This is a genomic window from Chryseobacterium endophyticum (assembly GCF_056333165.1).
This window is the reverse complement of record NZ_JBWGXE010000004.1, coordinates 294,846-319,829: the sequence shown is the minus strand read 5'-3', so window position 1 is coordinate 319,829 and position 24,984 is coordinate 294,846. Positions and strand designations below refer to the sequence as shown.

Sequence of the window (24,984 nt, the reverse complement as noted above, 5' to 3'; positions counted from 1 at the left end):
CATCATCATACCGATCGCCGCAAAATTCCCATCCGATGGAGGGGTGGCGAAAATTCTGAAGGAATTTTTGACGGTGTGGTTTTTAGTTAATAAGTTTCACTAAGCCGTTTCACTTAGAAGAGACCAGGGAGCCGTTTGGAGGTAGAGTCTGAGTAGAATAGTGAGGATTTGTTTTGAACGCTAAAGACGCAAGGTTTGGTTAAAGGATGGCGATGATTTTCTGCTCGCAAGGGTGTTTGACTACGTCGAATCATAGATTTCACTCAGCAAATAAGCAGAATGGTTTTGAACACCAAGCACGCTAAGGTTTTTTGAAATGATTGGCATATTTAAGTTTCACTAAGCGTAGGATTGCTCCGGAGGGGGTGGCAGAAATTCAGAGAATTTCTGACAGCGTGGTTTATTTAGCTATAAAATTTCTGCATTGCCATTTTAGCAAAAACCATCAAGATGTAAAGCTTCTCTAACCTATTTTTCCAGCGTAGGAATCAGATGTTCCCATTGAAGCTGCCTGGCAAAATCGAGGGCTGTTTTTCCTTGAGCCGTTTTCAGGTTTTTATCTGCGCCGGCCCCGAGAAGAACTTCTACAGAAGACAGGTTTCCGGCAATGGTTTCCCGGTGTAAAAGGGTATAGCCACGATCATCCTGCTGAGTCAGTTCTTCCGGATGTTGACTGATAAATTTAATCAGTTCTTCACGCATATTAATGCTCATCGGATGTTCCGTGAGATTCCCAGGATTTTCTTTCTGACCGTTTACCACCTGGATATCGTCAAAGTCCCCGAAATCAAGCTGCCAGGCATGGTCGTGCGATTCTCTTTCTTCAGGAGACATCTCGGCACGCATCGCCTGAATGGTAAATCCGCCATAGGTTTTTGGCAAAGGTTCGGAAGAAGATGAAAATAATTTGGAAAGGCCTGTAGGTTTCTTTACACTTGGCGGAATAGCAAAAAGCCAGTCGCTGATCTCGTTTAAAGGAACTTCTACATAATCTCCAACCTGAATATTCGTAAGCTGATTGGGTTCATTGATGAGGTAGCCTCTTACGGTGTCGCCGTCAAAATCAATTTCGTTGATCCACATATGCTCAACCGCAGGAAATTCCGAATCGGGAAGGTCTTCTGAAAACGCAACCTTCACGCAGGAAACCGTAAGGGCAGGAATAATTCTGCGGTATTCCCAGGATTGTTCTCTCCAGAAATATTTAAAATTTTGCTGTGCTTTTTGATTGGCTTCAAGCATTTTCGGATTTGCGCCGTCGGCAAAAAAAATGGGATTGTCTTCCATAGTATGTAATATTTGTGATGTATCCGGCCCATAAGAATGCCGGGTTTGGTGTGTCTAAAATAGTGAAAATAAAATGAGATCAGGTTTTAAAGCCAGGATATTTTATCTTAAACGTCTTTTATGAAATCTTCATACTCATAATAGAACCGTTCAAATCCATCCATTTTCTCCACAAAAAATTCAAAAATTTCCTGCCATGTATTTTTATTGAAAATGGAAACGCCATGCTTTTCTACCCAGATTCTGGCCATTACTTTCCCGTTTTCCAGGGTATAATATTCGTCTTTATAAAAATCTCCGATGAAATCTTTCAGGATGTCTTCCAAAGACCAGATTTTTTCATAATAAGCATTTCTGAAGATCTCATCTTTCATCTCGATGTCCAGGGAGACTTCTGCTTTTTTATTATCTGCATAAAATTTGAACGACATATCCTTGATCTTGGTATCATACAAAAGCCACTTTCTTGGAAAAGATTTTCCAAAGGCCGTCCAAAACTCTTTTTTTAACTGCTGTGCTTCCTGTTTGCTAAACATACGTACAAAGGTAAAGAAAAAATAAGAGCCAGGTAAAAAGTAGAAAGAACCAAGTTGGTAAAGTGAAAGTGAAAGATGAAAAATTTTTTCCCATTTTTAAATCTTCCTTTTACTTGATTCTTTTGCCTTTTTACTTGGCTCTTCACACTTTTACCCTGGCTCTTCTGACGGTTCCACTTTTTTTCTTATTTTTGTTTCAATGCTGTCTAAAAAATCTCAATATGCGTTTAAAGCACTGTCATACCTCGTGGAAAAAAGGAATGACGGCCCTGTACTGATTTCCGAAATTGCAGCGCACAAGAAAATTCCTTTGAAGTTTTTGGAAAATATTCTTCTCGAACTGAAAAAAGCGGAGATTCTTGATAGCAAAAAAGGAAAAGGGGGAGGATATTTCTTTAAAGAAGATCCCGCAAATGTAAAACTGGCTAAAATAATTCGTCTGGTCAACGGGCCGATTGCTCTGCTTCCATGCGTAAGCCTGAATTTTTATGAAAAATGTGACGATTGTAATGAAGATCACTGCAGTCTGCACGATGTACTCATTGAAGTTCGGGATGCCTCACTGAATATTCTGGAACGAAAAACTTTAATGGATCTGGTAGATTAGCCGGATCCTTTTTTTGAATTATTAGTCTACTTTTTTGGTGGGATAATAATTTTATTGGATATTTGCAGTACTTCAAATGAATAAATTATGATTTCAAAAGAAGATGCAGAAACACTGAAACAGCTTTCCGCAGAGGAGGGATTGAAGTTTATTTCATCTAAATTCCCGGATACCGCTGTTTTTTCGACATCGCTTGGTCAGGAAGACCAGCTAATCACAGACCTCATTTTCAAAAATAAACTGCCGATCAGGGTTTTTACCCTGGATACGGGAAGGCTCTTTAATGAGCATTACGAATTACTCTCACAAAACAATTCCAGGTACAAAACCAAAACGAAAGTTTATTTCCCGGAAGCTTCAGATGTTGAAAAATTTGTCAATGAAAAAGGGATCAACGCCTTTTATCACTCCGTGGAAAACAGGAAAGAATGCTGTTTTATTAGAAAGGTTAAACCTTTAAATCGCGCCCTTGAAAACGCAAAAATATGGATTACGGGCTTACGGGCAGAACAGTCGGAAAACCGTGAAAATATGCCGGTAATCGAATGGGACGAAGAACGCCGCCTGTATAAATACAATCCGTTGATCAACTGGAACTATCAGCAGGTTTTGGTTTACCTTCAACAAAACAATGTTCAGGAACTTCCTTTGCACAAAAAAGGTTTTATCAGTGTAGGCTGCGAACCATGCACAAGGCCCATCGTGGAAGGCGAAGATCCTCGTGCCGGACGCTGGTGGTGGGAAAGTTCACAAAAGGAATGCGGCCTTCACGCGCGTTAATTCAAATTTTTTACATTCAAATGAATACTTATAAACTAGACTATCTTGAACAGCTGGAAGCTGAAAGTATATATATCATGCGCGAAATCGCCGCCCAGTTTGAAAAACCTGCCCTGCTGTTCAGCGGAGGGAAGGATTCCATTACCCTGGTGTATCTGGCCATAAAAGCTTTTGCCCCTATGAAAATTCCTTTTCCTCTGGTACATATCGATACGGGGCACAATTTTCCGGAGGCCCTCCAATTCAGGGATTATCTGGCCGAACATATAGGAGCCGAACTGATCGTACGGAAAGTGGAAGATACCATTAAAGCAAAAAAACTGGCGGAACCCAAAGGGAAATTCGCTTCAAGGAACTGGCTGCAAACGCATACGTTGCTTGATACCATCGAAGAATTCGGTTTTGATGCCTGTATCGGCGGCGCAAGGAGAGATGAGGAAAAAGCCAGGGCGAAGGAACGTTTTTTCTCCGTTCGCGATGAATTCGGACAGTGGGATCCGAAGCTGCAGCGCCCCGAACTCTGGAATATTTACAACGGAAGAATCAACAAAGGGGAAAATGTAAGGGTGTTCCCGATTTCCAACTGGACGGAACTTGATGTCTGGAGCTACATTAAAAAAGAAAATATTCAGCTCCCCTCGATCTATTTTGCACACCACCGCGATGTCATCGAGTACGACGGGCAGCTCATCGCAGTCTCCGATTTTATCCAGATCGATGAAAACGATACCATCGTCAATAAAAAAGTAAGATACAGAACGGTAGGGGATATGACCTGTACGGCGGCTGTAGAAAGTAGTGCCGAAACCCTTGATGAAGTTGTTAATGAAATCACAGCATCCAGAATCTCTGAGCGCGGTGAAACCAGGATCGATGACAAAGTGACCGAAGCCGCTATGGAAGACCGTAAAAAAGGAGGGTATTTTTAAGCATGACATTAGGCAGTAAGCAGAAAGCAGAAAGCTGTAAGCTTTAATTACTCATAATTTATCATTTATAACTACAATAAACGTGGACATACTAAGATTCATCACTGCAGGAAGCGTAGACGACGGGAAAAGTACCCTGATCGGAAGACTTCTTTACGACAGCAAAAATATATTGATCGATCAGCTCGAAGCGCTGGAAAAACAATCAAAGAATAAAAACGAAAATGGAGTAGACCTTGCGATTTTAACAGATGGATTAAGGGCTGAAAGAGAACAGGGAATCACCATCGATGTGGCCTACCGTTATTTTTCTACGCCAAAAAGAAAATTTATCATTGCAGATGCACCGGGACACATTCAGTACACCAGGAATATGATTACGGGAGCTTCAAATTCCCAACTGATTGTCATTCTTATCGACTCCCGACAGGGAGTGATCGAACAGACCAGAAGACACTCGATTATCGCTTCTCTGTTAAAGATGAAACATGTCGTCGTAGCCATCAACAAAATGGATCTGGTCGACTATTCTAAAGAGGTTTTTAATGATATAAAAGCTCAATATGATTTGGTCGCAGAAAAACTTGGCTTAAAGAATATCAGCTATTTTCCGATCTCGGCATTTCACGGGGACAATATCGTTTCCGGATCTGAAAACATGACGTGGTATCAGGGCCCTGCACTTCTTGATTTTCTGGAGAATGTGGAAGTTGATGATCAAAAAGACTTTAACAGTCCGAGATTTCAGGTGCAGTATGTAATCCGTCCGCAAACCGATGAGCTGCACGATTACCGCGGATATGCGGGTGAAGTTATTTCAGGAACGTATAGAAAAGGAGACGAAATCACCTTGCTTCCTCAACATATTCAAACCAGAATTTCCAAAGTAGAAACAGGCGGAAAAGAAGTCGATGTGGTCGTAGAAAATCAGCCTGCCGTAATTCATCTTGAAGATGATATTGATATCAGCCGTGGCGATTTTATCGTACATACCGAAAGTCTTCCGAAGGTTGAAAACGAAATCGAAGCAGTCGTTTGCTGGCTGGATAAAAAAGAGCTCAATGAGGGCAGCAAATATTTTATTCAACATAAAAGCAAGCTTCTGAAAGCCCTGGTAAAGGAAATTGAATATAAGATTGACGTCAATACCCTTGAAAAAATACCGGTGACCGACAGCATTAAGCTTAATGAAGTGGTAAAGATCCGTCTTAAAACGGCCTCACCGTTGGTTTTTGATAACTTTGAAGAAAGTCAGAAAACAGGAAATGCCATTCTGGTCGATGAAACCAGCAATTCTACGGTAGGTGCTGTTATGATCCTGTAACGTATTGATGTTTTTAATTAGAAAGTAAGCGGCCATGATCATATCAAGGAAAGTTCAGTTCAGACTCAATATCTTTTTGGTAACGGTAGCCATCTTGGCGGTTACGGTTTTCTCCATGTACGAATTCGGATATCTGGATGAGCTTTTTAAGGTCCTGGCCAAAGATAATTATATTTTTTACTGGATGATGCTCGTCGGGATTTTAGCAGAGATCGTGGCCGGTTCAATGGGCATGGGCTACGGTGTGATCTGTACCACAACGCTTCTGTTTCTCGGGATTCCGCCGCATGCGGTGAGCGCCAGTATTCATTCGGCGGAGAGTTTTACGACGGCGGCGGGGAGCATCAGCCATATCAGGCTGAAAAACGTTAGCAAAAGCCTGGTTAAAAAACTGGCTGTTCCGGCGGTTTTCGGTGCGATTCTCGGTGCTGTATCTCTCACGTACCTGGGAGAATATTATTCAAAAATTACCAAAACGATTATCTCTTTTTATACGCTGTATTTAGGAATTCAGATTTTATCCAATGCTTTTAAAAATAAACAGGATAAAAAATTAAAAAAGAAAACCAACCTTACGAGACTCGGGCTTGCCGGAGGATTCATCGATTCTTTTGCCGGCGGAGGCTGGGGTCCTTTGGTAACAGGAACTTTAATTAGAAACTCCTTTACACCCAGATTTGCTGTCGGAAGTTCTACCGTAGCCAAGTTTATTTTAACCCTAACGGCAGCCATTACCTTTATCTTTACTTTGGGCATCCAGCACTGGAATATCATCCTCGGTCTGCTCATCGGAGGAATTTTTACCGCCCCTTTCTCTGCCATGCTAACCGCGAAACTTCCCGTGAAAAGCATGTTTGTAATCATCGGGCTGCTGGTCATCATCATGAGTTCTATTACCATTTACAAATCAGTTTTTTAAGCACTGATCCTGCACTGTGGAAAAATAAAAGAAATAAAAACATCCCCTGTTTTGAAAATAATTTACTTTTACAGCATCAAAAAAATACTATGAACATACACGTTGTTGCGGTTTTCAGGTTTAATGAAAACTATCTGATGGAAGCTGTAGAGCTTTTCCAGGCGCTGGTAAAGGAAACCAGAAAAGAAGAAGGCTGCCTGAAATACGATCTGATCGAAGATAAAAATGAGAAAGGAACTTTCTTTATGATCGAACTCTGGGAAACGGAAGAGCATCTGAACCGTCACAGCGGCCAGGATCATCTGCTCAATTTCAGAAAAGATGTTTCTAAGATGCTGGAAAGTTCTACCGTTGTTTATAAGGGTTTTAAAACGCTCTAAAAACATCTTCAAAAGATTTTGCCTGAGATATAAAAGGCTGCTCACCATTGCGAGCAGTCTTTTCATTAGAAAAAATAGAAAGTATTATTTTTTAGAGTAAATGGTCAATAGTGAATGGTCAGTTTTAAATTCACCATTGACAATTCACCATTGACTTTTATATCTTATTTCACGATTAACTTTTTCGTTTCCGTGCTTCCTCCGAACGTAATTTTCACCAGGTAATTTCCTGAAGAGAGCTGAGAAAGATTCAGATCCTGTTTGTAGAAGCCTGTCTGGTTGGTCAGTTCAGCAGAATATACTTTTTTACCGGAAAGATCATAAACCTCAACATTTCCTTTATTGCCTGGTTTCTCTTTAACATCAAATAAGACGGTTACCTGTTTATCTGCAGTTGTTGGGTTCGGATAAATTCCAAAAGATGCTTTTTTGCCTGCCGTTTCGGTAATTCCCAGTGTTGACGTGATGTTTTTGTATTTAAAATACATATTTCCCGTCTGAGAACCTTCATTGGAAGTGAAATACATTCGGTAATATTCAGATCCCTGTTTGATGTAGTATACAACGTCACTGTACACGCCCATAGTGGGTTTCCACGAATGACCGATTGCCGTAATATTGTTTGAAAAGGCGGAAGAAGCCGGAATAGCAGCTGTAGAAGCAGCCTGTGTTTCAGGCTGAACTTTTGCCACGCTGATGTTTGTATTCTGGATCACACCCGACATTCTGTACTTCATGGTTGCGGGCTGTCCTGTGTTCGGGTCTACATAAGGATAATCGGTCCAGTATCTTGTGAACATCAGGTCCCAGTTGTTCTTTGATGGCTCAAGGTTGGCAACTTTATCACCGGTTGCAAATGAAAAGTAATTGAAATAAGCATCATCAGTACCGTTGGCGATCGTTTTGGAAACGGTAGCGTCCCAGGATGAAGTCGCCGCGTTCCATTTTGCATATTTAAAAGTATAGCCGCCAAAATAGTCTTCGATCATGAATTTGTAGTAGGCGTTTGTAGAAACATATTTCAGGATAAAAATCACTTTTCCTTCAATATGATGATTGCCGGGATTGTATTCTCCCCATCCATAGGTGGCCGTTCCCTGTTCGAAAGCACCTTCCTGGATGGTGTTCGTATTGTCGAGATTGTACAGTGGTTCCCCGTACGATGTAACGCTGTTTGTCGTGATGGTATTCCAGTCATTTGGATTGTTTGATGCCTGATACACTTCTATATTTTGAGCGTCATTGATTCTCGTGCCGAAATTCATGCTGGAGTTTCTGTAGAAAGCAATATCCCATGTATTGGCTGGTTGAGAAACGATATTGTTAGCACTCAGATCAAAAAATACACGATTCTGATAGCTTGCCCCCATAGACATATTTACTGTGGTATATCCGTTTGCATCAACCTGTGACAGAACAGTCTGCTGTACTCCTAACGAAAGCATGGCCGCAAAAAGTAATCTTGTTTTCATAATATCTCTTATTTTATTATTTAGAATTATTCTACAAAACTATATAAATTATTTTTAATTGTTCTAAATAAAATATGATTTTTGTCGTGTTTTGTTTTAAATTTTCATTATAGGATGTACAATAACAATTGCATGTTATGGTTAAATAAAAGACCGGCCTATGAAATCATAAGCCGGCCTTCACTAATTATGAGGTCTAATAAATCTTACTTTTTAATAAATTTAGATTTTACGGCAGAACCTTCCGCGGTCTCAATTAGGATGTAATAAACACCGGTTTGAAGTCTGCTGATATCAAAGGATCTTCCGGATAATTTACCTTCAGCGACTTTTTGGCCGGCCGCAGAATATACCTGAATGTTTTTCGGGTCCTTTTTTATGATAAAATCTAAAGCCATCTGATCGGCATTCACTGCAAATCGAACTTCTTCTTTCGATTTCACCTGATCGGAAACCGAAAGGCTTGAAGCCTGATTGTAAACTACATCATCAATCTCAATGACAGTATGCGGTGCAAATGCTCCTACAAATTTGAATACAATATATTGTGAAGTGGAAGCCGGTACCGGGATGGTAATGGTTTGAAACGTATCACTTGTTAAAGTTGTTGCGTTGGCCAGTGGTACGAATGTACTCATATCCGTAGGGTTTGAAGCCAGGCCTGCCTGTACTGATCCTGGTGCCGATCCTGTATTTCTTCTTGCTTTGAATGTTAATGTTTTGTCTCCTGCAGGCGCTACGATCTGTGGTGAAATCAAATATTCAGGACTGTTTTGATTGGCTCCCGAATAAGCCTGTACAAAATTATCAGTGGCAGTGGCTGCTATAATATTCATCATTGGAGGAGGATTACCAACCGGCGCAGGATAAATAGCCGTCCACTGATTCTGCGGGAAAACAGATTGCCCCTGGCCTTGAGTAAAACTGTTGAAATTCTCGTTAAGGGTCGCTACTTGTGCGTAGGCGCTCATGGCGGCAAACAGCATCGTTCCTAAAAGTAGTTTTGATTTCATAACTTTATTTTTATTTAGAATTATTCCACAAAATTAATAATTTTATTTTTAACTGTTCTAAATAAAGTTATATATTTGTCGAAAATTTTCCATCTATGAAGAAGAAAGTGCTTTCCATACTATCGTTATCCGTTGTTTTATGCGTGAATGCACAGGAAAAAGATTCTCTGAAACAGAAAGCTATTGATGAAGTGGTCATCACAGGACAGTTTATGCAACAGTCAATCAATAAATCGATTTATAAAGTTGAAGTAATTGATGCACAGCAAATTAAAAATATGGCCGTGACCAATGTTGCAGAAGTGCTTAATCAAAATCTAAACATCTTAATAGAACCCAATAAAAGCTCAGGAAATTCCAGTGCCAATATCATGGGCCTCAGTGGAGAATATACGAAGATCCTTATTGATAACATTCCCGTGGTAAGCGATGAAGGAATGGGAAATCTGGTAGATCTTACCAAAATCAATGTCAATAATATCGAAAGGATAGAAGTGGTGAAAGGCTCTATGGGTGTTGAGTACGGAAACAATGCCGTGGCAGGGGTCATCAATATCATTACCAAAAAAAGTTACGGTAAAAAATTTACAGCGTTGGCATCCGTGCAGGAAGAAACGGTACGAAAAGAGTATGACTGGCTTAAAAAAGGAAACGGCCGCCACATCCAGTCTCTAAATTTAGGATATAAAATCAACGACAGCTGGACGATTACCGCAGATGTTAATCATAATGACTTTCAGGGATATAAAGGCTCTTTGAACGGATATAAATACTTCAGTGAAAGTAATGACGGAAAGCGCGGGTACGACTGGCTCCCGAAAGACCAGCTCACCACAAACGGGACAATTCGCTACAGCAAGAATAATACAAGCTTCTTCTACAAGCTGAATTTCCTTACCGAGAAAATAAATTTTTACAATCCTCTCTTAACTGAACTTCCATTGGGTGGCGGTGAACGCACCTATACCGCGAATGATAAGGATTATCGTACAAACCGATGGATTCATCAGTTCAATATACAGACGAAGCTGGGCAGAATAAACTATAACGGTGATTTTTCTTACCAGAGCCAGGAAAGAAAATCACAGCTCTATACGTATGATGTTCCGAACAGGAAGGAAATTTCAAGAGATCCGGAGATTACATTCTACAAATCCGATGTGTTGTATTCAAGAGGGATGTTCAGTAATTTTTTAGATAATGAAAAAATCAATTTCCAGGTTGGATATGAATTAGACCGAACCAAAGGTTTTGCCGATGCCTCTACTTTTGAAAGCAATAACAATGGCAGAAGCATTGAACGTTCCGTTTTCAATTACGCCAATTTCCTTTCCGCAGAATGGAAGATCAACGACTGGTTGTCGTTCCGACCGGGAGTAAGACTGGCTTTAAGCGATAAATTTAATTCACAATACAATTATTCCGGAACTTTACGGTTCAAGACCACCGAAAATTCAGATATACGGGCAGTCTTCGGATCTGCCAACAGGTTTCCGACATACGACGAACTCTACACTTTTGTCGTTGATAACAATCATGATATCAGGGGAAATGAAAACCTGAAGCCCGAAACAGGGTATTCTGCGGCAGCATTCTGGGACTATGCATTTACCAACAGCCAGGACTGGAAATTCAATTTCAGTGTCTCAGGGATGTACCTCGATGTAAAAAACAGGATTGAAGATGTGATCATCAACAACAGTCCGCTTCAGATCACCTACCTGAATGTTGATAATTACAAATCGATATTGTTCGGAGGCGGTATCAATGTAAGGAAAGGTGATCTCACTTTAAACGCAGGAGTTTCCATGATGGGAATTTCCCAGGTTCTGAACACCGGAGACCTTACTTCGCCGGACGATTACAATTATTATGCAGAAGCCAATATTGCCGCCAATTACACATTGTCTTCAACAAAAACACTATTTGCCCTCTACTATAAATATACCGGAACCCAAAGAAGATACACCCATGTGGGAGATCAGAATAATCCTACCGATCCCGGCCAGTACATTTTGGGAGAGATCGGAGATTTTAATATGCTCAACTTTACGGTCAGCCAGCCATTCTTTAAAAACCACTTTGAAATCAGTGCAGGGGTGAAAAACATATTTGATGTAACGAGTGTACGAAATACCATTCAGGCGGGAAACAGTCATAATGCCGCTGCCAGTCAGCAGAATCTCTTCTACGGAAGAAGCTATTTCGCCAGACTCAATTATAATTTTTAAAAACTTTGGAAATGAAAAAAATACTTTTTTGCTTACTGATAGGAACTTCTTTTATTTTCCAGTCATGCATCAATGATAATGAAGATCCGGTGCCGGTATCCCGTATCGAAGGTTCCCTGGTAGATCTTTCTGTCGGAGGCGCTACACAGCCCAATCAGGTCTGGATCGATTTAAGCGAAATAGATCCCGATACGAAACTCTCCGGTCAGACCATCAACAATAGAACAGACTGGGATCTTGCCCTTTATTCAGGATCTGCCTTTAAAGTAGTGTTGAATTCTTCCATTATGATGGCTGCCGCTAAAATTCCCAACGTTACAGACTTCAGTCAGGTCAATGAAACTTCTGTAGCAACATTAAAAACTCAGGTACAGGTAGCCAATTTCAATCCCGCCAATGAAATATATATTGACGATGTGAAGGGAGATTTTCCTTCCGGTTATACGGCTATCGAAGAGATAAAAGCCGTGGATTCCCAAAACGCAATTTACCTGGTCAATATGGGTAAAAAAATTGCGACTGGGAATGTTCCTGTTGGTTCCGTTGCGACAGGAGGCGACAGCAGGGGCTGGAAAAAAGTACAGATCCTCAGAGCCGCAGAGGGATATAAAGTGAAATATGCTGACATCAACGGAGACAACTATCAGGAGATTACCATCAATAAAAATGCTGCCTACAACTACAATTTTATCAGCTTGGAAAATAACAGAGAAGTCTTCATTCAGCCCGAAAATAAAAAATGGGACCTGTGTTTTACCGTATTTACCAACATCATTTCAGGAGCCGGAAGTTATGTATATGCAGACTTTGTCACCACCAATAACATCGGCGGAACAGGCGCTTACGAAGTGATCGTGCCTGCCGGTGCATCAGGTGTCGAAGCCTATAATAATTTTAAAACCTCTGATATCGACCAGATAAAATTTGTTTATAACGATCAGCGTACGATCGGGGCAAACTGGAGAAATCCTGTCGGTGTCAATGGACTGGAAGTATACGGAGACCGATTCTATATTATTAAAGATGCCAACGGGTTTTATTTCAAGCTGAGATTTACAAGACTTACCAAGGCCGAGACCGACAGCTTCGGCGTGAAAGGCGAAAGAGGCTTTCCTTCATTTGAATATAAACCTTTATAAAATAATACCATCTGATATAAGAATACTGAGTCGGGTCAAACGCCTTTTGTACACTTAAAAAGCAGTCAGTAGTTAATAACATATTCAATAATTCAGGTTAAAAATCAATCAAATAATAAATAAGTATCATGAAAAAATTCATTCTTGCCGCTTCTGTGCTGGTAGCCGTGTATTCCTGTAAAAAAGCAGAAGGTGCCAAAACAGAAAATAAGACGGAAGTAAATGCCGAAACACCAAAATCTAATAATAAAATCGTAACCCTGAACGGAGGGATTACGGAAATCGTGGCTGCTTTAGGCCACGAAAAAGAAATCGTAGGAACCGACGTTACCAGTACCTACCCCGAATCTCTGAAAGCTACGGCGAAAGACCTGGGACACGTAAGATCCATGACCATTGAACCGATCATGGCTGTGTCCCCGACTTTAATTCTGGCTTCCGACAAAGACATCAACCCTGAACTGATGGGTAAAATCAAAGCCTCAGGAATAAAAACTGAAGTATTCAAACAGGAATTCACCGTAGACGGAACCAAAAAATTAATCGCCGACGTCGCAAAAGCAATCGGAAATACAGATTATCAGAAACTCAATGATAAAATTGATGCCGACTTAAAACAGATCCAGCCCATTGCCAAAAAACCTAAAGTCCTGTTCATCTACGCCAGAGGGAACATGCTGATGGTTTCCGGGAAAAATACCCCGATGGCTTCTTTAATTGAACTGGCCGGCGGTGAAAATGCCGTGAATGATTTTGAAGATTTCAAACCGTTAACACCGGAAGCCGTTGTAAAAGCAAACCCTGACGTATTATTCTTCTTCACCAGCGGATTACAGGGTGCCGGAGGAAATGAAGGCGCACTCAAAATGCCGGGAGTATCACAGACCAATGCCGGTAAAAACAAAAAGATCATCGCGATGGACGGAGGCCTGGTTTCAGGTTTCGGACCAAGACTTGGAGAAGCGGCTGTTGCATTAAACAAACTTTTAGTTGAAAACACAAAGTAAATTATACGTTTACATGAGCACAAGTGCCATACTGCTATTCCTTATAGCAGTATGGTCTCTTAATACCGGCGTTTACGATTTCGGGGGGCAGTCTGCATTTGCAGTCCTGGGAAAAGTATTCAGCGGAGACCCTTCCTTATCCATGAGTGACCGGTATGTGGTCTGGGAGGTGCGGGCAGCCAGAATCATCATGGCCATCCTGATCGGAAGCATGCTGGCCGTTTCAGGAACAAGCCTGCAGGGCCTGTTCAAAAACCCTTTAGCCACAGGAGATTTAATCGGACTTACCTCGGGAGCCACCTTACTTGCCGCTGTTACTATTGTTTTAGGAGGACACTTCAAGCAGTATCTTCCTGAAGCAGTACAGTTTTCATTAGTAGGTATTGCGGCGTTCATCGGTTCCTTTTTATCCATGCTGCTGGTGTACAGGATCTCCACAAGCGGAGGAAAAACCAATGTTGTCATGATGTTGCTGAGCGGAGTAGCCATTACCGCCATCGGTTTTTCCATCACCGGATTTTTAATTTATATCTCAAAAGACGACCAGTTAAGAGATCTCACCTTTTGGAATTTAGGAAGTCTAGCAGCGGCAACGTGGACCAAGAATATCATTTTAGCCGTTGTTTTACTTATTTCCTACCTCATTCTATTGCCAAAAGGAAAAGCTTTAAATGCCATGATGCTCGGTGAAAAAGATGCCCAGCATTTAGGAATTAATGTTGAAAAACTGAAGAAACAGATCATCATCATCACCGCTCTCATGATCGGAAGCTGTGTGGCGTTCTCTGGAACCATCGGGTTTGTGGGCCTTATCGTACCCTATATTTTAAGGCTTTTGTTTAAATCCAACTATGCTTTTATCCTGCCCTTATCTGCCGTTTGCGGAAGTATTTTATTATTAACGGCCGACACCTTCAGCAGAAGCATTGTGGAGCCTTCGGAACTCCCGATCGGTATTCTGACCGCATTGATGGGAGGCCCCATCTTCATTGCGATTTTAGTTAAATTCAAAAAATCAATGCCATGATAAAGGCACATCAGATCAGCTATAAACATAAAGAATTCCATATCCTCGATGCCGTGGATGTTCATCTGGAATACGGTGAATTCCTGGCCATCGTCGGTCCCAACGGAGCCGGAAAATCCAGCCTACTGAGTGTATTGGCCAATGAAGTGAAATCGAAGCAGCAGATTTTATTTAAAGATAAAAATATCAGCGAATGGAAAGTCAGTGAGCTCTCAAAGCATAAAGCCAAATTTTCCCAGCACAACAGCAACGATATCCCGCTGGAAGTGAAAGACGTCGTAATGATGGGACGCTATCCGTATTTCGATGCCCAGCCCGGACAGCAAGACCTTGAAGCAATGAACAACATGATGTATGAAACCGATGTTTTTCATCTCAAAGACAGGGAATACAATACGCTGTCGGGAGGAGAAAAGCAGAGAGTACATCTCTCCAGGGTATTGGCCCAGCTCCGGAACAGCATTGCCCACAAGCTCCTTTTTCTGGACGAGCCGCTGAATAACCTTGATGTAAAACATCAGTACAAAGCCCTGGAAATTATTAAAAAATTTACCCAAAAAGCAAACTCTGCGATAGTGGTGCTCCATGATCTCAATCTCGCAGCACAATATGCAGACAAAATATTGTTAATGAAATCGGGCAGGGTAGCCGCCTATGGCACACCGGAACAAGTCTTTACCCCTGAGAATATCAGCAAAGCCTACAATTTTCCGTGTACCATCTGCGAACACCCGATTACCGCTAACCCCATGATTATTTTTGGATAATGGATAACGAAAACTCAAAAATATTAGCACAGCACCTTGCCCATCCGGAAGGTGAGAAAGGCATTGAAATCGGCGAAATGATGAATGCCACCAACATCGGAATGACCCTGGAAAGCATTCACGCGCTCGTCATAGAAGACCATGAACATATCCTGGAAATCGGGCATGGAAATGCAGGCCATGTAAAGCATATATTAAGTAAAGCTCAGAGCATACGCTATACAGGAATAGAAATTTCGGAAACCATGCACCACGAAGCCATCCGGCTGAATAAAACATTTGGAAACCAGGCTGAGTTTCTATTATATGACGGACAAACGCTGCCCTTCGGCGACAAAATGTTTGACAAGATATTTACCGTAAACACAGTCTATTTCTGGCAGCAGCCTGTTCAGTATTTAAATGAAATCTACAGGGTTTTAAAAGACAACGGTGCTTTTGTCCTCACTTTCGGGCAGAGGGATTTTATGGAAAAGCTCCCCTTCACGGAATTCGGATTCAAACTCTACAACACCGATGAAATGGAAGAAACCGTTTCCCAAAGCCATTTCAAAAGAATGCAGATTTCCGAAAGACAGGAAGACGTAAAAAGCAAAACAGGAAACGAAACCATAACAAGAAATTATACAATTTTAACCATTAAAAAATAAAAATAATGAGCACATTAGTAAACGATCTTAAAGAAAAATGGGAAGCTCTTAAAGCTGAAAATCCACATTTGAGAATCAGGAATGCCGCCGCAGAACTTGGTGTGAGCGAAGCAGAATTATTAGCAACAAATGTTGGTGAAGGCGTAACGGTGTTAAAGCCGGAGTTTAAAGATATTTTAACCGAAGCGGAGCATCTGGGTAAAGTAATGGCCCTTACCCGCAACGACGAATGTGTTCATGAAAGAAAAGGCATTTACCAGAACGGTGATTTCAGCAGTCCCCACGCACAGCTTTTCGTAGGCGAAGATATCGATCTCAGAATTTTCCTGAACCACTGGAAATTCGCTTTTGCCGTAGTGGAAGGCGATAAAAAAAGCCTTCAGTTTTTCGGAAAAGACGGTTTGGCTTTACATAAAATTTATTTAACCAAAGACAGCAACGAAGCCGCTTTTGATGCATTGGTTGAAAAATTTAAAGCGGATGAGCAGAATTCATCCTTCGAATCTGAAACCATAGCTCCGAAAGCAGAAGAAAAACCGGATGCCGAAATCGACGTAGAAGGGTTCCAGAATGCGTGGAAATCACTGAAAGATACCCACGATTTCTTCATGATGACCAGAAAATTCGGCGTAAGCAGAACACAGGCCTTAAGACTGGCGCCGGAAGGGTTCACCAAAAAAATCGATAGCTCTAAAGTCGTAAACGTGCTGGAAGACGCCTCTGAAAAAGAGCTTCCGATCATGATCTTCGTGGGCAACAGGGGAATTATCCAGATCCACACCGGTAATGTGAAGAAAACATTATGGCACCAGCAGTGGTTCAATGTAATGGACCCCGACTTCAACCTACACCTCGATGTCACCAAAATCGCGGAAGCCTGGATCGTGAAAAAACCTACAGAAGACGGCGAAGTAACCGCTATTGAAGTATTCAACAAAGAAGGCGATTTCATCGTTCAGCTCTTCGGAAAAAGAAAACCGGGCATCCCTGAGTTACAGGAATGGAAAGATCTTGTATCAGATCTCGAAAAATAAATAGTTAGATCATTTTTTTTGAGCCGTTTTGTGTTTTGCAGGGCGGCTTTTTTTTAGAGTTAAATTAAAACAGACCCGCCCGAAATAGATAAGGCATCCTCCAAAGTATATGAAGCATCCTCCAAAATAGATAAGGCATCCGCTAAAGTGTATAAGGCTTCCGCCAAAGTAGATATGGCATCCTCCAAAGTAGATAAGACCTCCGCCAAAGTAGATAAGGCATCCGCCAAAATAGATAAGGCTTTGTCCAAAGTAGATAAGACAATGTCCGGAGTATATAAGGCATTGTCCGGAATAAATAAAGGTTTGTCCAAAGTGTATAAGACAATGTCCGAAGTATAAAAGGCAATGCACTTTGCACTTTCGTCCCTTCGAGTAGATTTTTGAAAAAAATCGTATCGAGAAGTCGCGCTTCCGGTGGCCATACCCACAGGTTCTCGATACATTTTTCGCAGCTTCACTGCAAAAACACTCGAACAGACGGACGTACGCTCGTATTGTGTAATTACCGCCACGTCCCTTCGAGTAGATTTCTGAAAGAAATCGTATCGAGAAGTTTATGCTTTCAGATGATTCCCAATACATTTTTACAACACTTTTTCAAGTAAAATACCCGAATTAACCAACCAAATATCAAATATTTAAAATGTAAAATTGAACAGGTCTTAAAAGTGAATTTAAAATAATCTTTCCGACCTTTGCCATACATTAAATAACCCAATCAATTAAGAATGAAAAATATCCTCTCCATACTCTTGCTTGCCGTTTTCTGTTCACTGGGTGCGCAGGATTTTAAAGCCTATCAATTCTATAACCAGAAAGGAAAGGAAATCAGTACCGAAAAATTAGTAAAAGCACTTGCTGATTACGATATTGTTTTCTTTGGAGAAAACCACAACAACTCCATCAACCACTGGCTGCAGCTGAAGATCACCGAAGCGTTGTATCAACAGAAGAATACACAAATTATCCTGGGAGCCGAAATGTTTGAAAGAGACAACCAGTCTCAGTTGAATGATTATCTGAGTGGGAAATTAGATGCTAAAACATTAAAAGATTCAGCAAGGCTGTGGAATAACTTCTCCACCGATTACAAACCCCTGGTTGATTTTGCGAAAAATAAAAAAATACCGTTCATCGCTACCAATGTTCCCCGCAGATATGCTTCCCAAACCTCAAAAGAAGGACTTGAATCTTTGAACAGTTTACCCGCTAAAGACAAAACATACATCGCCCAGTTACCCATCAAAGTCACCCTTGAAACACCCGGCTATCCCGAAATGAAGAAAATGATGGGTGACCATACCGAAGAGATGAAAGTCATGAATTTCATTTCTGCCCAGGCCATTAAAGACGCCACCATGGCAGAATCCATCCTGAAGAATTTTCAGCCCGGAAAAACCTTCATCCATTACAACGGCAATTACCACAGCAAAGAATTCGGCGGTATTTACTGGTACATCAAACAGAAAAACCCCAGCCTGAAAATGGCCGTCATCTCCGTATTCGAATCCGAAAGCCCCGAATTCAAAATCCCCGGGAAAGACTATGTGCCGACAGATTTTAACCTTGTAATTCCTACAGACATGACGAAAACATATTAGAAGAGGTAGGTAAAAGAGCCAAGGAAAAAGGTAAAAGTAAAAAGGATTTTTCAGTGAAAAAATAAGTCTTTCCACGCCTTTTGTCATTCTGAAAGAATCCAGACACGAATCTTTCCATACAATTCTCTGATGAAATACAGGAATTCATCAATAGGAACGGACTTCAGCCCGTTTTTGCTTTCCACGCCTTTTGTCGTTCTGAAAGAATCCGGACACGAATCTTTCCGTACAATTCTCTGATGAAATACAGGAATTCATCAATAGGAACGGGCTTTAGCCCGTTTTTGCCTGAAAAAATTCAATAGGCTTTAGCCAAAACCTAAAAACATCATTTATCTTTGCTACATATTCCTTTTACATGAAGACAATATATTTTCTACTGATTTTCTGTATCGGTTTAGCCCAGGCACAGAAACTGACTCCTGACGAAATCTCCCTGATCAATCAAGGCGACCCGAACACGGCCTTACCGATTTACCAGACCACTGATGAACATCAGCATAAAACACTGCTAAGCCTTTCTACAGAAATTGATCCGCTGGATAAAAACACGGCAATTTTAGTCAAAAGAATGAAAGAATCTTTATTGTCAACCGATGGCGGAGTAGGAATTGCCGCTCCTCAGGTCGGCATCAACAGGAAGGTAATCTGGGTGCAGCGTTTTGATAAACCCGGAGAACCGTTGGAGTATTTTATAAATCCTGTGATTCTCTGGAGATCAGAATTACAGAACCTCGGACCGGAAGGCGATCTGTCGATTCCTGATTTCAGGGACCAGTTTTACAGAAGCAAAGTCATCCGGTTGGAATACGTCGATCTGAAAGGGCAGAAATATTCGGAAATGGTAGAAGGGTTCACCGCCGTCATCTTCCAGCACGAAATCGATCACCTTTCCGGAATTTTAATTTCCGATAAAAAAGAAAAGGAAAAGAACGACAGGTATCAGAAGGTGGATGCTTTTAAGAAAGAAGGAGCTTCCGGGAGATAGTTAATTTAAATATTAACTCAGAAATGTTTCCGTGATTTCTTAATTTTCTGAATTAAAATAAACTTTGTTTATTCTTAACCTTTACCACTGCGTAAGCTCTTTACTTAAAAAATTCACCTTTAAAGAACAGAAGGTATCCAATAAATTTATTTTTTTTAGCTAAAATATCTTAATGGCTTAATGTTAAAAATAAACTCAAATTTAAACAGACTCTTAGCCTCAAACAAAAAAATCTGCTTCCTGAGAAACAGATTTTTTTATAAATGAGAAATATTTTTAGTTGTTCGTTACCGAAAGTTTTACCTCAATATTATTTCTGGTTGCATTGGAATAAGGACAGATCTCATGAGCTTTTTCCGTCAATGACTGAGCCTCTTCAATAGAAACTCCCGGGATATTCACATCCAGTTGTACCGCCAGTCCGAAGCCGCCATTGTCAATCTGGCCGATGCTTACTTCTGCGGTTACCGTTGTTTCTCCGGTCTTTGTTTTCGAAAGAGAAATCACTCTGTTTAAAGCGCTGTCAAAGCACGCTGAATATCCTGCGGCAAAAAGCATTTCAGGATTAGCGAAATCATCATTGGCACCGCCCAATGCTTTAGGCATTTTTACTTCAAGGTCAATAACCCCGTTGTCGCTTTTCACATGGCCATTTCTGCCACCTGTTGCTGTCACTTTTGTTGTATATAAGGTTTTCATTATTTTTCTATTTTGTTTAATATTTTCTGGACACTTTTTTTCAGATCAACCCAGTCTTGCTGGGAAACATCAATTTTTTTATAAATCTTCTCAGGAATTTCACAGGCTTTTGACTGAAGCGCTTTCCCGGTTTCCGTGATAAATACCTGTACCACCCGTTCGTCTTCTTTTTTTCTTTTCCGCTCGATAAATCCCTTTCCTTCCAGTCTTTTGAGAAGGGGTGTGAGGGTTCCGCTGTCGAGGTAAAGCTTTTCTCCGATATGGTTTACCGGAAGACCGTCGTTTTCCCAAAGCACCATCATAACAAGATACTGGGGATAGGTGATATCAAGCTCATCAAGAAACGGCCGGTATAAACCCGTAATCTCCTTGGCAATCACATACAGCGGAAAGCAGAGCTGATTTTGAAGTTTTAAAGATTCCTGTGGTTCCATGATGCTGAAATTTAAACTGCTGATTATTTTTTAATGATAAATTCCTCCATCGGAATCCTCACTTTTTTCATGTGGGAAAGCCAGTCGTTCTTTTCATCTCTGTAACCAAGATACAGTAAACTCACACTTTTCAGTCCCAATTCTCTTAGTCCAAGAATTTCGTCTACCACCTCATTGCTGAATCCTTCGGCAGGGGTACTGTCGATCTTAAGTTCTGCAGCCTGAGCCATCGCAAGTCCTAGAGCAATATAAGTTTGTCTTGCCGTATGAACAAAATGCTGCTCAGGAGTCTGTGCACCGTAGATTTCTTTCAGTTTATCCGTATAGCTTGAGAAACGTCCTTTTGGTAAATCCCTTACATCGGTATGATAGTCGTATACCTTATCAATTTTCTCATCGGAATATCTGTCCCACGCTGCAAAAACCAAAACATGAGAAGAATCCTTCATCACTTCCGGATTCAAAGCACCTTTAACCATTTTTTCCTTCAGATCCTGGCTTTCCACCACAACCACTCTGAAAGGCTGAAGACCCGATGATGTAGGTGCCAGTCTTGCTGCTTCTAAAATTTTATTTAAATCTTCTTCTGAAACTTTTTTCGCCGGATCATACGCTTTTACAGCATGTCTCCAGTTTAAATCTTCTATTAATGACATTTTGTTAATTATTTTTATTTGAATTAGTCTATGCAAAAATGTTGCCAAATTAAATTGTGTGCAATTTAATTTAAATAAAAAAAATCTGATTCAAGAATAGAAACAGATTTTGCTGAAAAATATCTAATTTTTGTTAATCAATTCCGCTTCAAAAACCTCCTCAAAATGCTTTCTGATCTTTGCTTTGAGATCTTCGATTTCTTCAGGGGTCAGCTCTCTTTCAAGCTCTCTTTTCAGGGAAGTGACCTGCTTGTCTTTGATGCCGCAAGGAATAATATATTCGAAATATCGCATATCGGTATTTACATTTAATGCAAAACCATGCAGCGTTACCCAGCGTGAAGCTTTTACGCCCATGGCGCAGATTTTTCTGGCGTACGGTTTACCCACATCCAGCCATACGCCTGTTTCTCCTTGGGATCGTTCACCTTTCAAACCATATTCAGCGATGGTCCTGATGATGACTTCTTCAAGGTTTCGCATATACTTGTGAATATCGGTGAAAAAGTTTTCGAGATCGAGGATAGGATATCCGACAATCTGTCCGTATCCGTGGTACGTGATATCTCCGCCGCGGTTTACCTTGACAAAAGTGGCATCGATTTCTTTCAGCTTGTCCATTCCTGCCAGCATATTTTCTTCATGACCGCTTTTTCCCAAGGTGTAAACATGCGGATGTTCTACCAATAGGAAATGATTGGGTGTCGTAGCGTGCTGCTCTGCCGGTAAGTCGCGGTTCTTAATTTTAAGATCTATAATATTTTTCATTAAAGATTCCTGGTAATCCCATGCCGGTTGGTATTCAAGGGTTCCCAGGTCTTCAAATTCCACGACTTTATTCTGATGTGTATTCATTTTATTTTTTGAAGATACAAATTTAGTGATTTTTAGCCTTTAATGGAATGGATGAAATCTATAGCCTTATGCTTCCAGTCTCTATGATGAAGCAAAATATCGACAAAGGCAGTCCCGATGATGCCACCGGCTGCTTTCCCGGTAACGTTTTCAAAATCTTCTTTTGATTTAATCCCAAAGCCTATCATCACTTGATTTTTCAATGGCAGAGAGGCTATAAGGTCAAAGTATTTTTCATTTTTTAAATCAGCATTTTGATTTCCTGTTGTGGAAGAGGAGCTTACCGCATAAAGAAATCCTGAGCTTAAAGAGTCCAGATACAAAATTCTTTCTTCAGAGGTTTCCGGAGTGATCAGAAAGGTGAAATTAAGATGGTAATGATTTACAATACGCTGATAATTTCTTTCAAATTCAACTGCCGGCAAATCGGGGATTATCAATCCTGAAACTCCACTTTCGGAGCATTCTTTACAGAAATTTTCAAATCCGAAACTTAAAACAGGGTTGATATATCCCATAAGGATTACCGGAATTTTTATTTCGTTTTTAATTGATTTCAGTTGGGCAAAAAGTTTTTCAATGGTCATGCCATTTTTTAAGGCGAGTTCATGCGCTTTCTGGATGACCGGCCCATCCGCAACGGGATCAGAATACGGCATTCCTATTTCGATCATATCCGCCCCGGAATTCTGGATAAGACGTATGATGTCTGCGGTATCTTCCAATTGGGGAATTCCTGCCGTGAAGTATATGTTTAGTTTTTTCATAAATGGAGAGTTGTTGATAGTGGATGGTGAGGTAAATTATTTTAAATGTTTCAGGTAAGTTTCCATATCCTTATCGCCACGGCCGCTCAGGCAGATGACCACCACATCTTTAGGATCAAAACTTTTTTTCTCCAGAACTGCCAAAGCGTGGGCACTTTCCAAAGCAGGGATAATCCCTTCGATCCTGGTCAGCTGAAAGGCGGCCTGTAATGCTTCGTCATCATTAATGCTAAAAAATTCTGCTCTTTTCTGTTTAAATAAATGAGCATGGAATGGCCCTATTCCGGGGTAATCCAGCCCCGCGGAAATAGAGTGTGGTTCAATTACTTGCCCGTCTACGGTTTGCATTACGAGGCTTTTGCTTCCGTGAAGAATGCCTAAAGTTCCTAGGAATGTTGTGGCCGCAGACATTCCTGAGTCTATTCCGAAACCTCCGGCTTCAGCAGCGATCAGTTTTACATTTTCATCATCTGCAAAATAATAAAAAGCTCCTGCAGCATTGCTCCCGCCACCGACACAGGCAATGACGTAATCCGGATTTTCATGACCGCGCTGTTCCAAAAGCTGTTCTTTGATCTCTTTAGAAATAATGCTTTGGAATCTCGCTACCAGATCCGGAAAAGGATGAGGTCCCACGACGCTTCCGATCACGTAATGTGTCGTGGAAGCGTTGTTGATCCAGTCTCTTAAGGCTTCGTTTACGGCGTCTTTTAAGGTTTTGGATCCTGAAGTTGCCGGGACAACCTCTGCGCCGAGCATCTTCATTCTCGCTACATTCGGTGCCTGCCGCTGAATGTCTATTTCTCCCATGTACACAATACATTCCAACCCTAATAAAGCACAGGCCGTCGCTGTAGCAACACCATGCTGTCCGGCCCCGGTCTCTGCGATAATCCGTTTTTTACCAAGGTGTCTGGCCAATAAAACCTGTCCCAAAGCGTTATTGATTTTGTGTGCTCCGGTATGGTTGAGGTCTTCTCTTTTTAAATAAATCTGAGTCTGATATTTCGTGCTTAAATTTTCAGCAAAATATAGTGGTGTTGCCCGACCTACATAGTTTTTCAGCAGCTCCCGGTATTCTTTTTGAAAGTCTTCCGATTCAATGATGGTAAGGTAATTCTTTTGCAGTTCTTCAACATTCGGATAAAGCATTTCGGGGATGAATGCTCCTCCGAATTCTCCATAATAGCCGTGTTGATCTGGATTTTTATAATTCATATTTTATTTTTTTAATTTTTTCCACATCTTTAATTCCCGGTTTTATTTCAAATTGTGAATTGATATCGAGGGCAAACGGTTTATTTTTTAATAGCTTGCTATTTTCAACATTTTCCAGTGAAATGCCCCCGCTGAGAAAATAGGGAAGAGGAATTTCAATGTCATTTAACAGGTTCCAGTCGAAGGTTTTTCCTGTTCCGCCGAAAGCTGATGAATCGTTATCAAAAAGGAAATAATCGACGGTGTTTTGATTTTGATGAATGATTTCCTGTAATTCATTCACGTTCTGATTTCCAATTCTTATAACCTTAATGATTTCAGATTCAGGATCTAATTTTTTTCTCAATTCAGAAACAAAATCTGTATGCTCATCGCCGTGGAGCTGGATGAAATTCAGTCCGGCTGCGTCAGCTGTTCGAACTATATTTTCAGGTGTTTCGTTTACAAAAACGCCGACTTTTTTTGTGTGGGGAATCTCTGATATTTCATGTAAGGTCAAATGATTCAGCGCATATCTCGGTGATTTTTCATAAAAAATAAATCCCAGGAAATCAGTCCCCAGTGAAATGAGTTCCTGGATCTGTTCAATTCGGGTCAGTCCGCAAACTTTAAGCCTGGATTGCTGTTGATGATGGCTGGGTAATGGTTGAATGGATGTCAT

At 40.9% G+C, this 24,984-nt stretch carries 27 protein-coding genes; 15 read left to right on the top strand and 12 right to left on the bottom strand.

Annotated elements, in window-relative coordinates:
- Window positions 1-468: 468 nt before the first annotated feature.
- The gene (locus AC0N32_RS11825) at window positions 469-1,287 is read right to left on the bottom strand and encodes a YegJ family protein (RefSeq protein ID WP_476394064.1); all 819 of its coding nucleotides are present in this window, start codon (window positions 1,285-1,287) and stop codon (window positions 469-471) included.
- A 107-nt stretch (window positions 1,288-1,394) separates the two neighbouring features.
- Window positions 1,395-1,823 (bottom strand): DUF4268 domain-containing protein, encoded by a 429-nt coding sequence (locus tag AC0N32_RS11820; RefSeq protein WP_476394063.1) that lies wholly within the window; start codon window positions 1,821-1,823, stop codon window positions 1,395-1,397.
- Between the two features lie 199 nt (window positions 1,824-2,022).
- On the opposite strand from AC0N32_RS11820, the gene AC0N32_RS11815 reads away from it, so the two are divergent.
- The 6 genes from AC0N32_RS11815 (at window position 2,023) to AC0N32_RS11790 (ending at window position 6,762) form a co-directional block, all read left to right on the top strand.
- A complete protein-coding gene (locus AC0N32_RS11815; RefSeq protein ID WP_476394062.1) occupies window positions 2,023-2,430 on the top strand; it encodes an RrF2 family transcriptional regulator in 408 nt (135 codons plus the stop codon).
- Window positions 2,431-2,517: 87 nt separating this feature from the next.
- Window positions 2,518-3,210, top strand: coding sequence for a phosphoadenylyl-sulfate reductase (locus AC0N32_RS11810; RefSeq protein WP_476394061.1), 693 nt, complete (start codon window positions 2,518-2,520; stop codon window positions 3,208-3,210).
- A gap of 20 nt (window positions 3,211-3,230) precedes the next feature.
- A complete protein-coding gene (cysD, locus tag AC0N32_RS11805; protein ID WP_476394060.1) occupies window positions 3,231-4,139 on the top strand; it encodes a sulfate adenylyltransferase subunit CysD in 909 nt (302 codons plus the stop codon).
- Between the two features lie 82 nt (window positions 4,140-4,221).
- The gene (locus AC0N32_RS11800) at window positions 4,222-5,463 is read left to right on the top strand and encodes a sulfate adenylyltransferase subunit 1 (protein WP_476394059.1); all 1,242 of its coding nucleotides are present in this window, start codon (window positions 4,222-4,224) and stop codon (window positions 5,461-5,463) included.
- A gap of 34 nt (window positions 5,464-5,497) precedes the next feature.
- Window positions 5,498-6,382, top strand: a complete 885-nt coding sequence (locus AC0N32_RS11795; protein ID WP_476394058.1) for a sulfite exporter TauE/SafE family protein — start codon at window positions 5,498-5,500, stop codon at window positions 6,380-6,382.
- 89 nt (window positions 6,383-6,471) lie between these two features.
- A complete protein-coding gene (locus tag AC0N32_RS11790; RefSeq protein WP_476394057.1) occupies window positions 6,472-6,762 on the top strand; it encodes a putative quinol monooxygenase in 291 nt (96 codons plus the stop codon).
- Between the two features lie 164 nt (window positions 6,763-6,926).
- Here AC0N32_RS11790 and AC0N32_RS11785 read toward each other — a convergent pair whose 3' ends face one another.
- Both AC0N32_RS11785 and AC0N32_RS11780 read right to left on the bottom strand, forming a co-directional pair.
- On the bottom strand, window positions 6,927-8,234 hold the full coding sequence (locus tag AC0N32_RS11785; RefSeq protein ID WP_476394056.1) for a T9SS type A sorting domain-containing protein: 1,308 nt from the start codon (window positions 8,232-8,234) through the stop codon (window positions 6,927-6,929).
- Window positions 8,235-8,440: 206 nt separating this feature from the next.
- Window positions 8,441-9,247 carry a choice-of-anchor J domain-containing protein gene (locus AC0N32_RS11780; RefSeq protein ID WP_476394055.1) on the bottom strand — a complete coding sequence of 269 codons (807 nt, stop codon included), beginning with the start codon at window positions 9,245-9,247 and terminating at the stop codon, window positions 8,441-8,443.
- A gap of 95 nt (window positions 9,248-9,342) precedes the next feature.
- Here AC0N32_RS11780 and AC0N32_RS11775 point away from each other — a divergent pair, with 95 nt between their 5' ends.
- From AC0N32_RS11775 to AC0N32_RS11745, 7 genes are all read left to right on the top strand, one after another.
- Complete coding sequence (locus AC0N32_RS11775; protein ID WP_476394054.1) at window positions 9,343-11,478, top strand: TonB-dependent receptor plug domain-containing protein; 2,136 nt, start codon at window positions 9,343-9,345, stop codon at window positions 11,476-11,478.
- Between the two features lie 11 nt (window positions 11,479-11,489).
- Window positions 11,490-12,617: an HmuY family protein gene (locus AC0N32_RS11770; RefSeq protein WP_476394053.1), complete on the top strand. Its 1,128-nt coding sequence runs from the start codon at window positions 11,490-11,492 to the stop codon at window positions 12,615-12,617.
- Between the two features lie 128 nt (window positions 12,618-12,745).
- Window positions 12,746-13,624 carry a heme/hemin ABC transporter substrate-binding protein gene (locus tag AC0N32_RS11765; protein WP_476394052.1) on the top strand — a complete coding sequence of 293 codons (879 nt, stop codon included), beginning with the start codon at window positions 12,746-12,748 and terminating at the stop codon, window positions 13,622-13,624.
- On the top strand, window positions 13,608-14,651 hold the full coding sequence (locus AC0N32_RS11760) for a FecCD family ABC transporter permease (RefSeq protein ID WP_476394051.1): 1,044 nt from the start codon (window positions 13,608-13,610) through the stop codon (window positions 14,649-14,651). The genes AC0N32_RS11765 and AC0N32_RS11760 overlap by 17 nt, the downstream gene beginning before the upstream one ends.
- Complete coding sequence (locus AC0N32_RS11755) at window positions 14,648-15,418, top strand: heme ABC transporter ATP-binding protein (RefSeq protein ID WP_476394050.1); 771 nt, start codon at window positions 14,648-14,650, stop codon at window positions 15,416-15,418. Before AC0N32_RS11760 ends, AC0N32_RS11755 begins: the two co-directional genes overlap by 4 nt.
- On the top strand, window positions 15,418-16,068 hold the full coding sequence (locus AC0N32_RS11750) for a class I SAM-dependent methyltransferase (RefSeq protein ID WP_476394049.1): 651 nt from the start codon (window positions 15,418-15,420) through the stop codon (window positions 16,066-16,068). Before AC0N32_RS11755 ends, AC0N32_RS11750 begins: the two co-directional genes overlap by 1 nt.
- A 5-nt stretch (window positions 16,069-16,073) precedes the next feature.
- Window positions 16,074-17,102 (top strand): hemin-degrading factor, encoded by a 1,029-nt coding sequence (locus AC0N32_RS11745; RefSeq protein ID WP_476394048.1) that lies wholly within the window; start codon window positions 16,074-16,076, stop codon window positions 17,100-17,102.
- Between the two features lie 59 nt (window positions 17,103-17,161).
- Here the strand turns inward: AC0N32_RS11745 and AC0N32_RS11740 are convergent, their stop codons facing one another.
- Window positions 17,162-17,548, bottom strand: a complete 387-nt coding sequence (locus tag AC0N32_RS11740; protein ID WP_476394047.1) for a hypothetical protein — start codon at window positions 17,546-17,548, stop codon at window positions 17,162-17,164.
- A 285-nt stretch (window positions 17,549-17,833) separates the two neighbouring features.
- Between AC0N32_RS11740 and AC0N32_RS11735 the strand changes: the two genes are divergently transcribed.
- On the top strand, window positions 17,834-18,706 hold the full coding sequence (locus AC0N32_RS11735) for a ChaN family lipoprotein (RefSeq protein WP_476394046.1): 873 nt from the start codon (window positions 17,834-17,836) through the stop codon (window positions 18,704-18,706).
- 358 nt (window positions 18,707-19,064) lie between these two features.
- On the top strand, window positions 19,065-19,694 hold the full coding sequence (locus tag AC0N32_RS11730; RefSeq protein ID WP_476394045.1) for a peptide deformylase: 630 nt from the start codon (window positions 19,065-19,067) through the stop codon (window positions 19,692-19,694).
- Window positions 19,695-19,970: 276 nt separating this feature from the next.
- Here AC0N32_RS11730 and AC0N32_RS11725 read toward each other — a convergent pair whose 3' ends face one another.
- The 7 genes from AC0N32_RS11725 to AC0N32_RS11695 form a co-directional block, all read right to left on the bottom strand.
- Window positions 19,971-20,393: an organic hydroperoxide resistance protein gene (locus AC0N32_RS11725; protein ID WP_476394044.1), complete on the bottom strand. Its 423-nt coding sequence runs from the start codon at window positions 20,391-20,393 to the stop codon at window positions 19,971-19,973.
- Window positions 20,393-20,827: a MarR family winged helix-turn-helix transcriptional regulator gene (locus AC0N32_RS11720; RefSeq protein ID WP_476394043.1), complete on the bottom strand. Its 435-nt coding sequence runs from the start codon at window positions 20,825-20,827 to the stop codon at window positions 20,393-20,395. The genes AC0N32_RS11725 and AC0N32_RS11720 overlap by 1 nt, the downstream gene beginning before the upstream one ends.
- Before the next feature lie 23 nt (window positions 20,828-20,850).
- Window positions 20,851-21,483 carry an NAD(P)H-dependent oxidoreductase gene (locus AC0N32_RS11715; protein ID WP_476394042.1) on the bottom strand — a complete coding sequence of 211 codons (633 nt, stop codon included), beginning with the start codon at window positions 21,481-21,483 and terminating at the stop codon, window positions 20,851-20,853.
- A 123-nt stretch (window positions 21,484-21,606) separates the two neighbouring features.
- The gene (gene lipB, locus AC0N32_RS11710; RefSeq protein WP_476394041.1) at window positions 21,607-22,338 is read right to left on the bottom strand and encodes a lipoyl(octanoyl) transferase LipB; all 732 of its coding nucleotides are present in this window, start codon (window positions 22,336-22,338) and stop codon (window positions 21,607-21,609) included.
- 32 nt (window positions 22,339-22,370) lie between these two features.
- Window positions 22,371-23,105, bottom strand: coding sequence for a tryptophan synthase subunit alpha (gene trpA, locus AC0N32_RS11705; protein ID WP_476394040.1), 735 nt, complete (start codon window positions 23,103-23,105; stop codon window positions 22,371-22,373).
- 36 nt (window positions 23,106-23,141) lie between these two features.
- The gene (trpB, locus tag AC0N32_RS11700; protein ID WP_476394039.1) at window positions 23,142-24,323 is read right to left on the bottom strand and encodes a tryptophan synthase subunit beta; all 1,182 of its coding nucleotides are present in this window, start codon (window positions 24,321-24,323) and stop codon (window positions 23,142-23,144) included.
- Window positions 24,313-24,984: a phosphoribosylanthranilate isomerase gene (locus AC0N32_RS11695; protein WP_476394038.1), complete on the bottom strand. Its 672-nt coding sequence runs from the start codon at window positions 24,982-24,984 to the stop codon at window positions 24,313-24,315. Before AC0N32_RS11695 ends, trpB begins: the two co-directional genes overlap by 11 nt.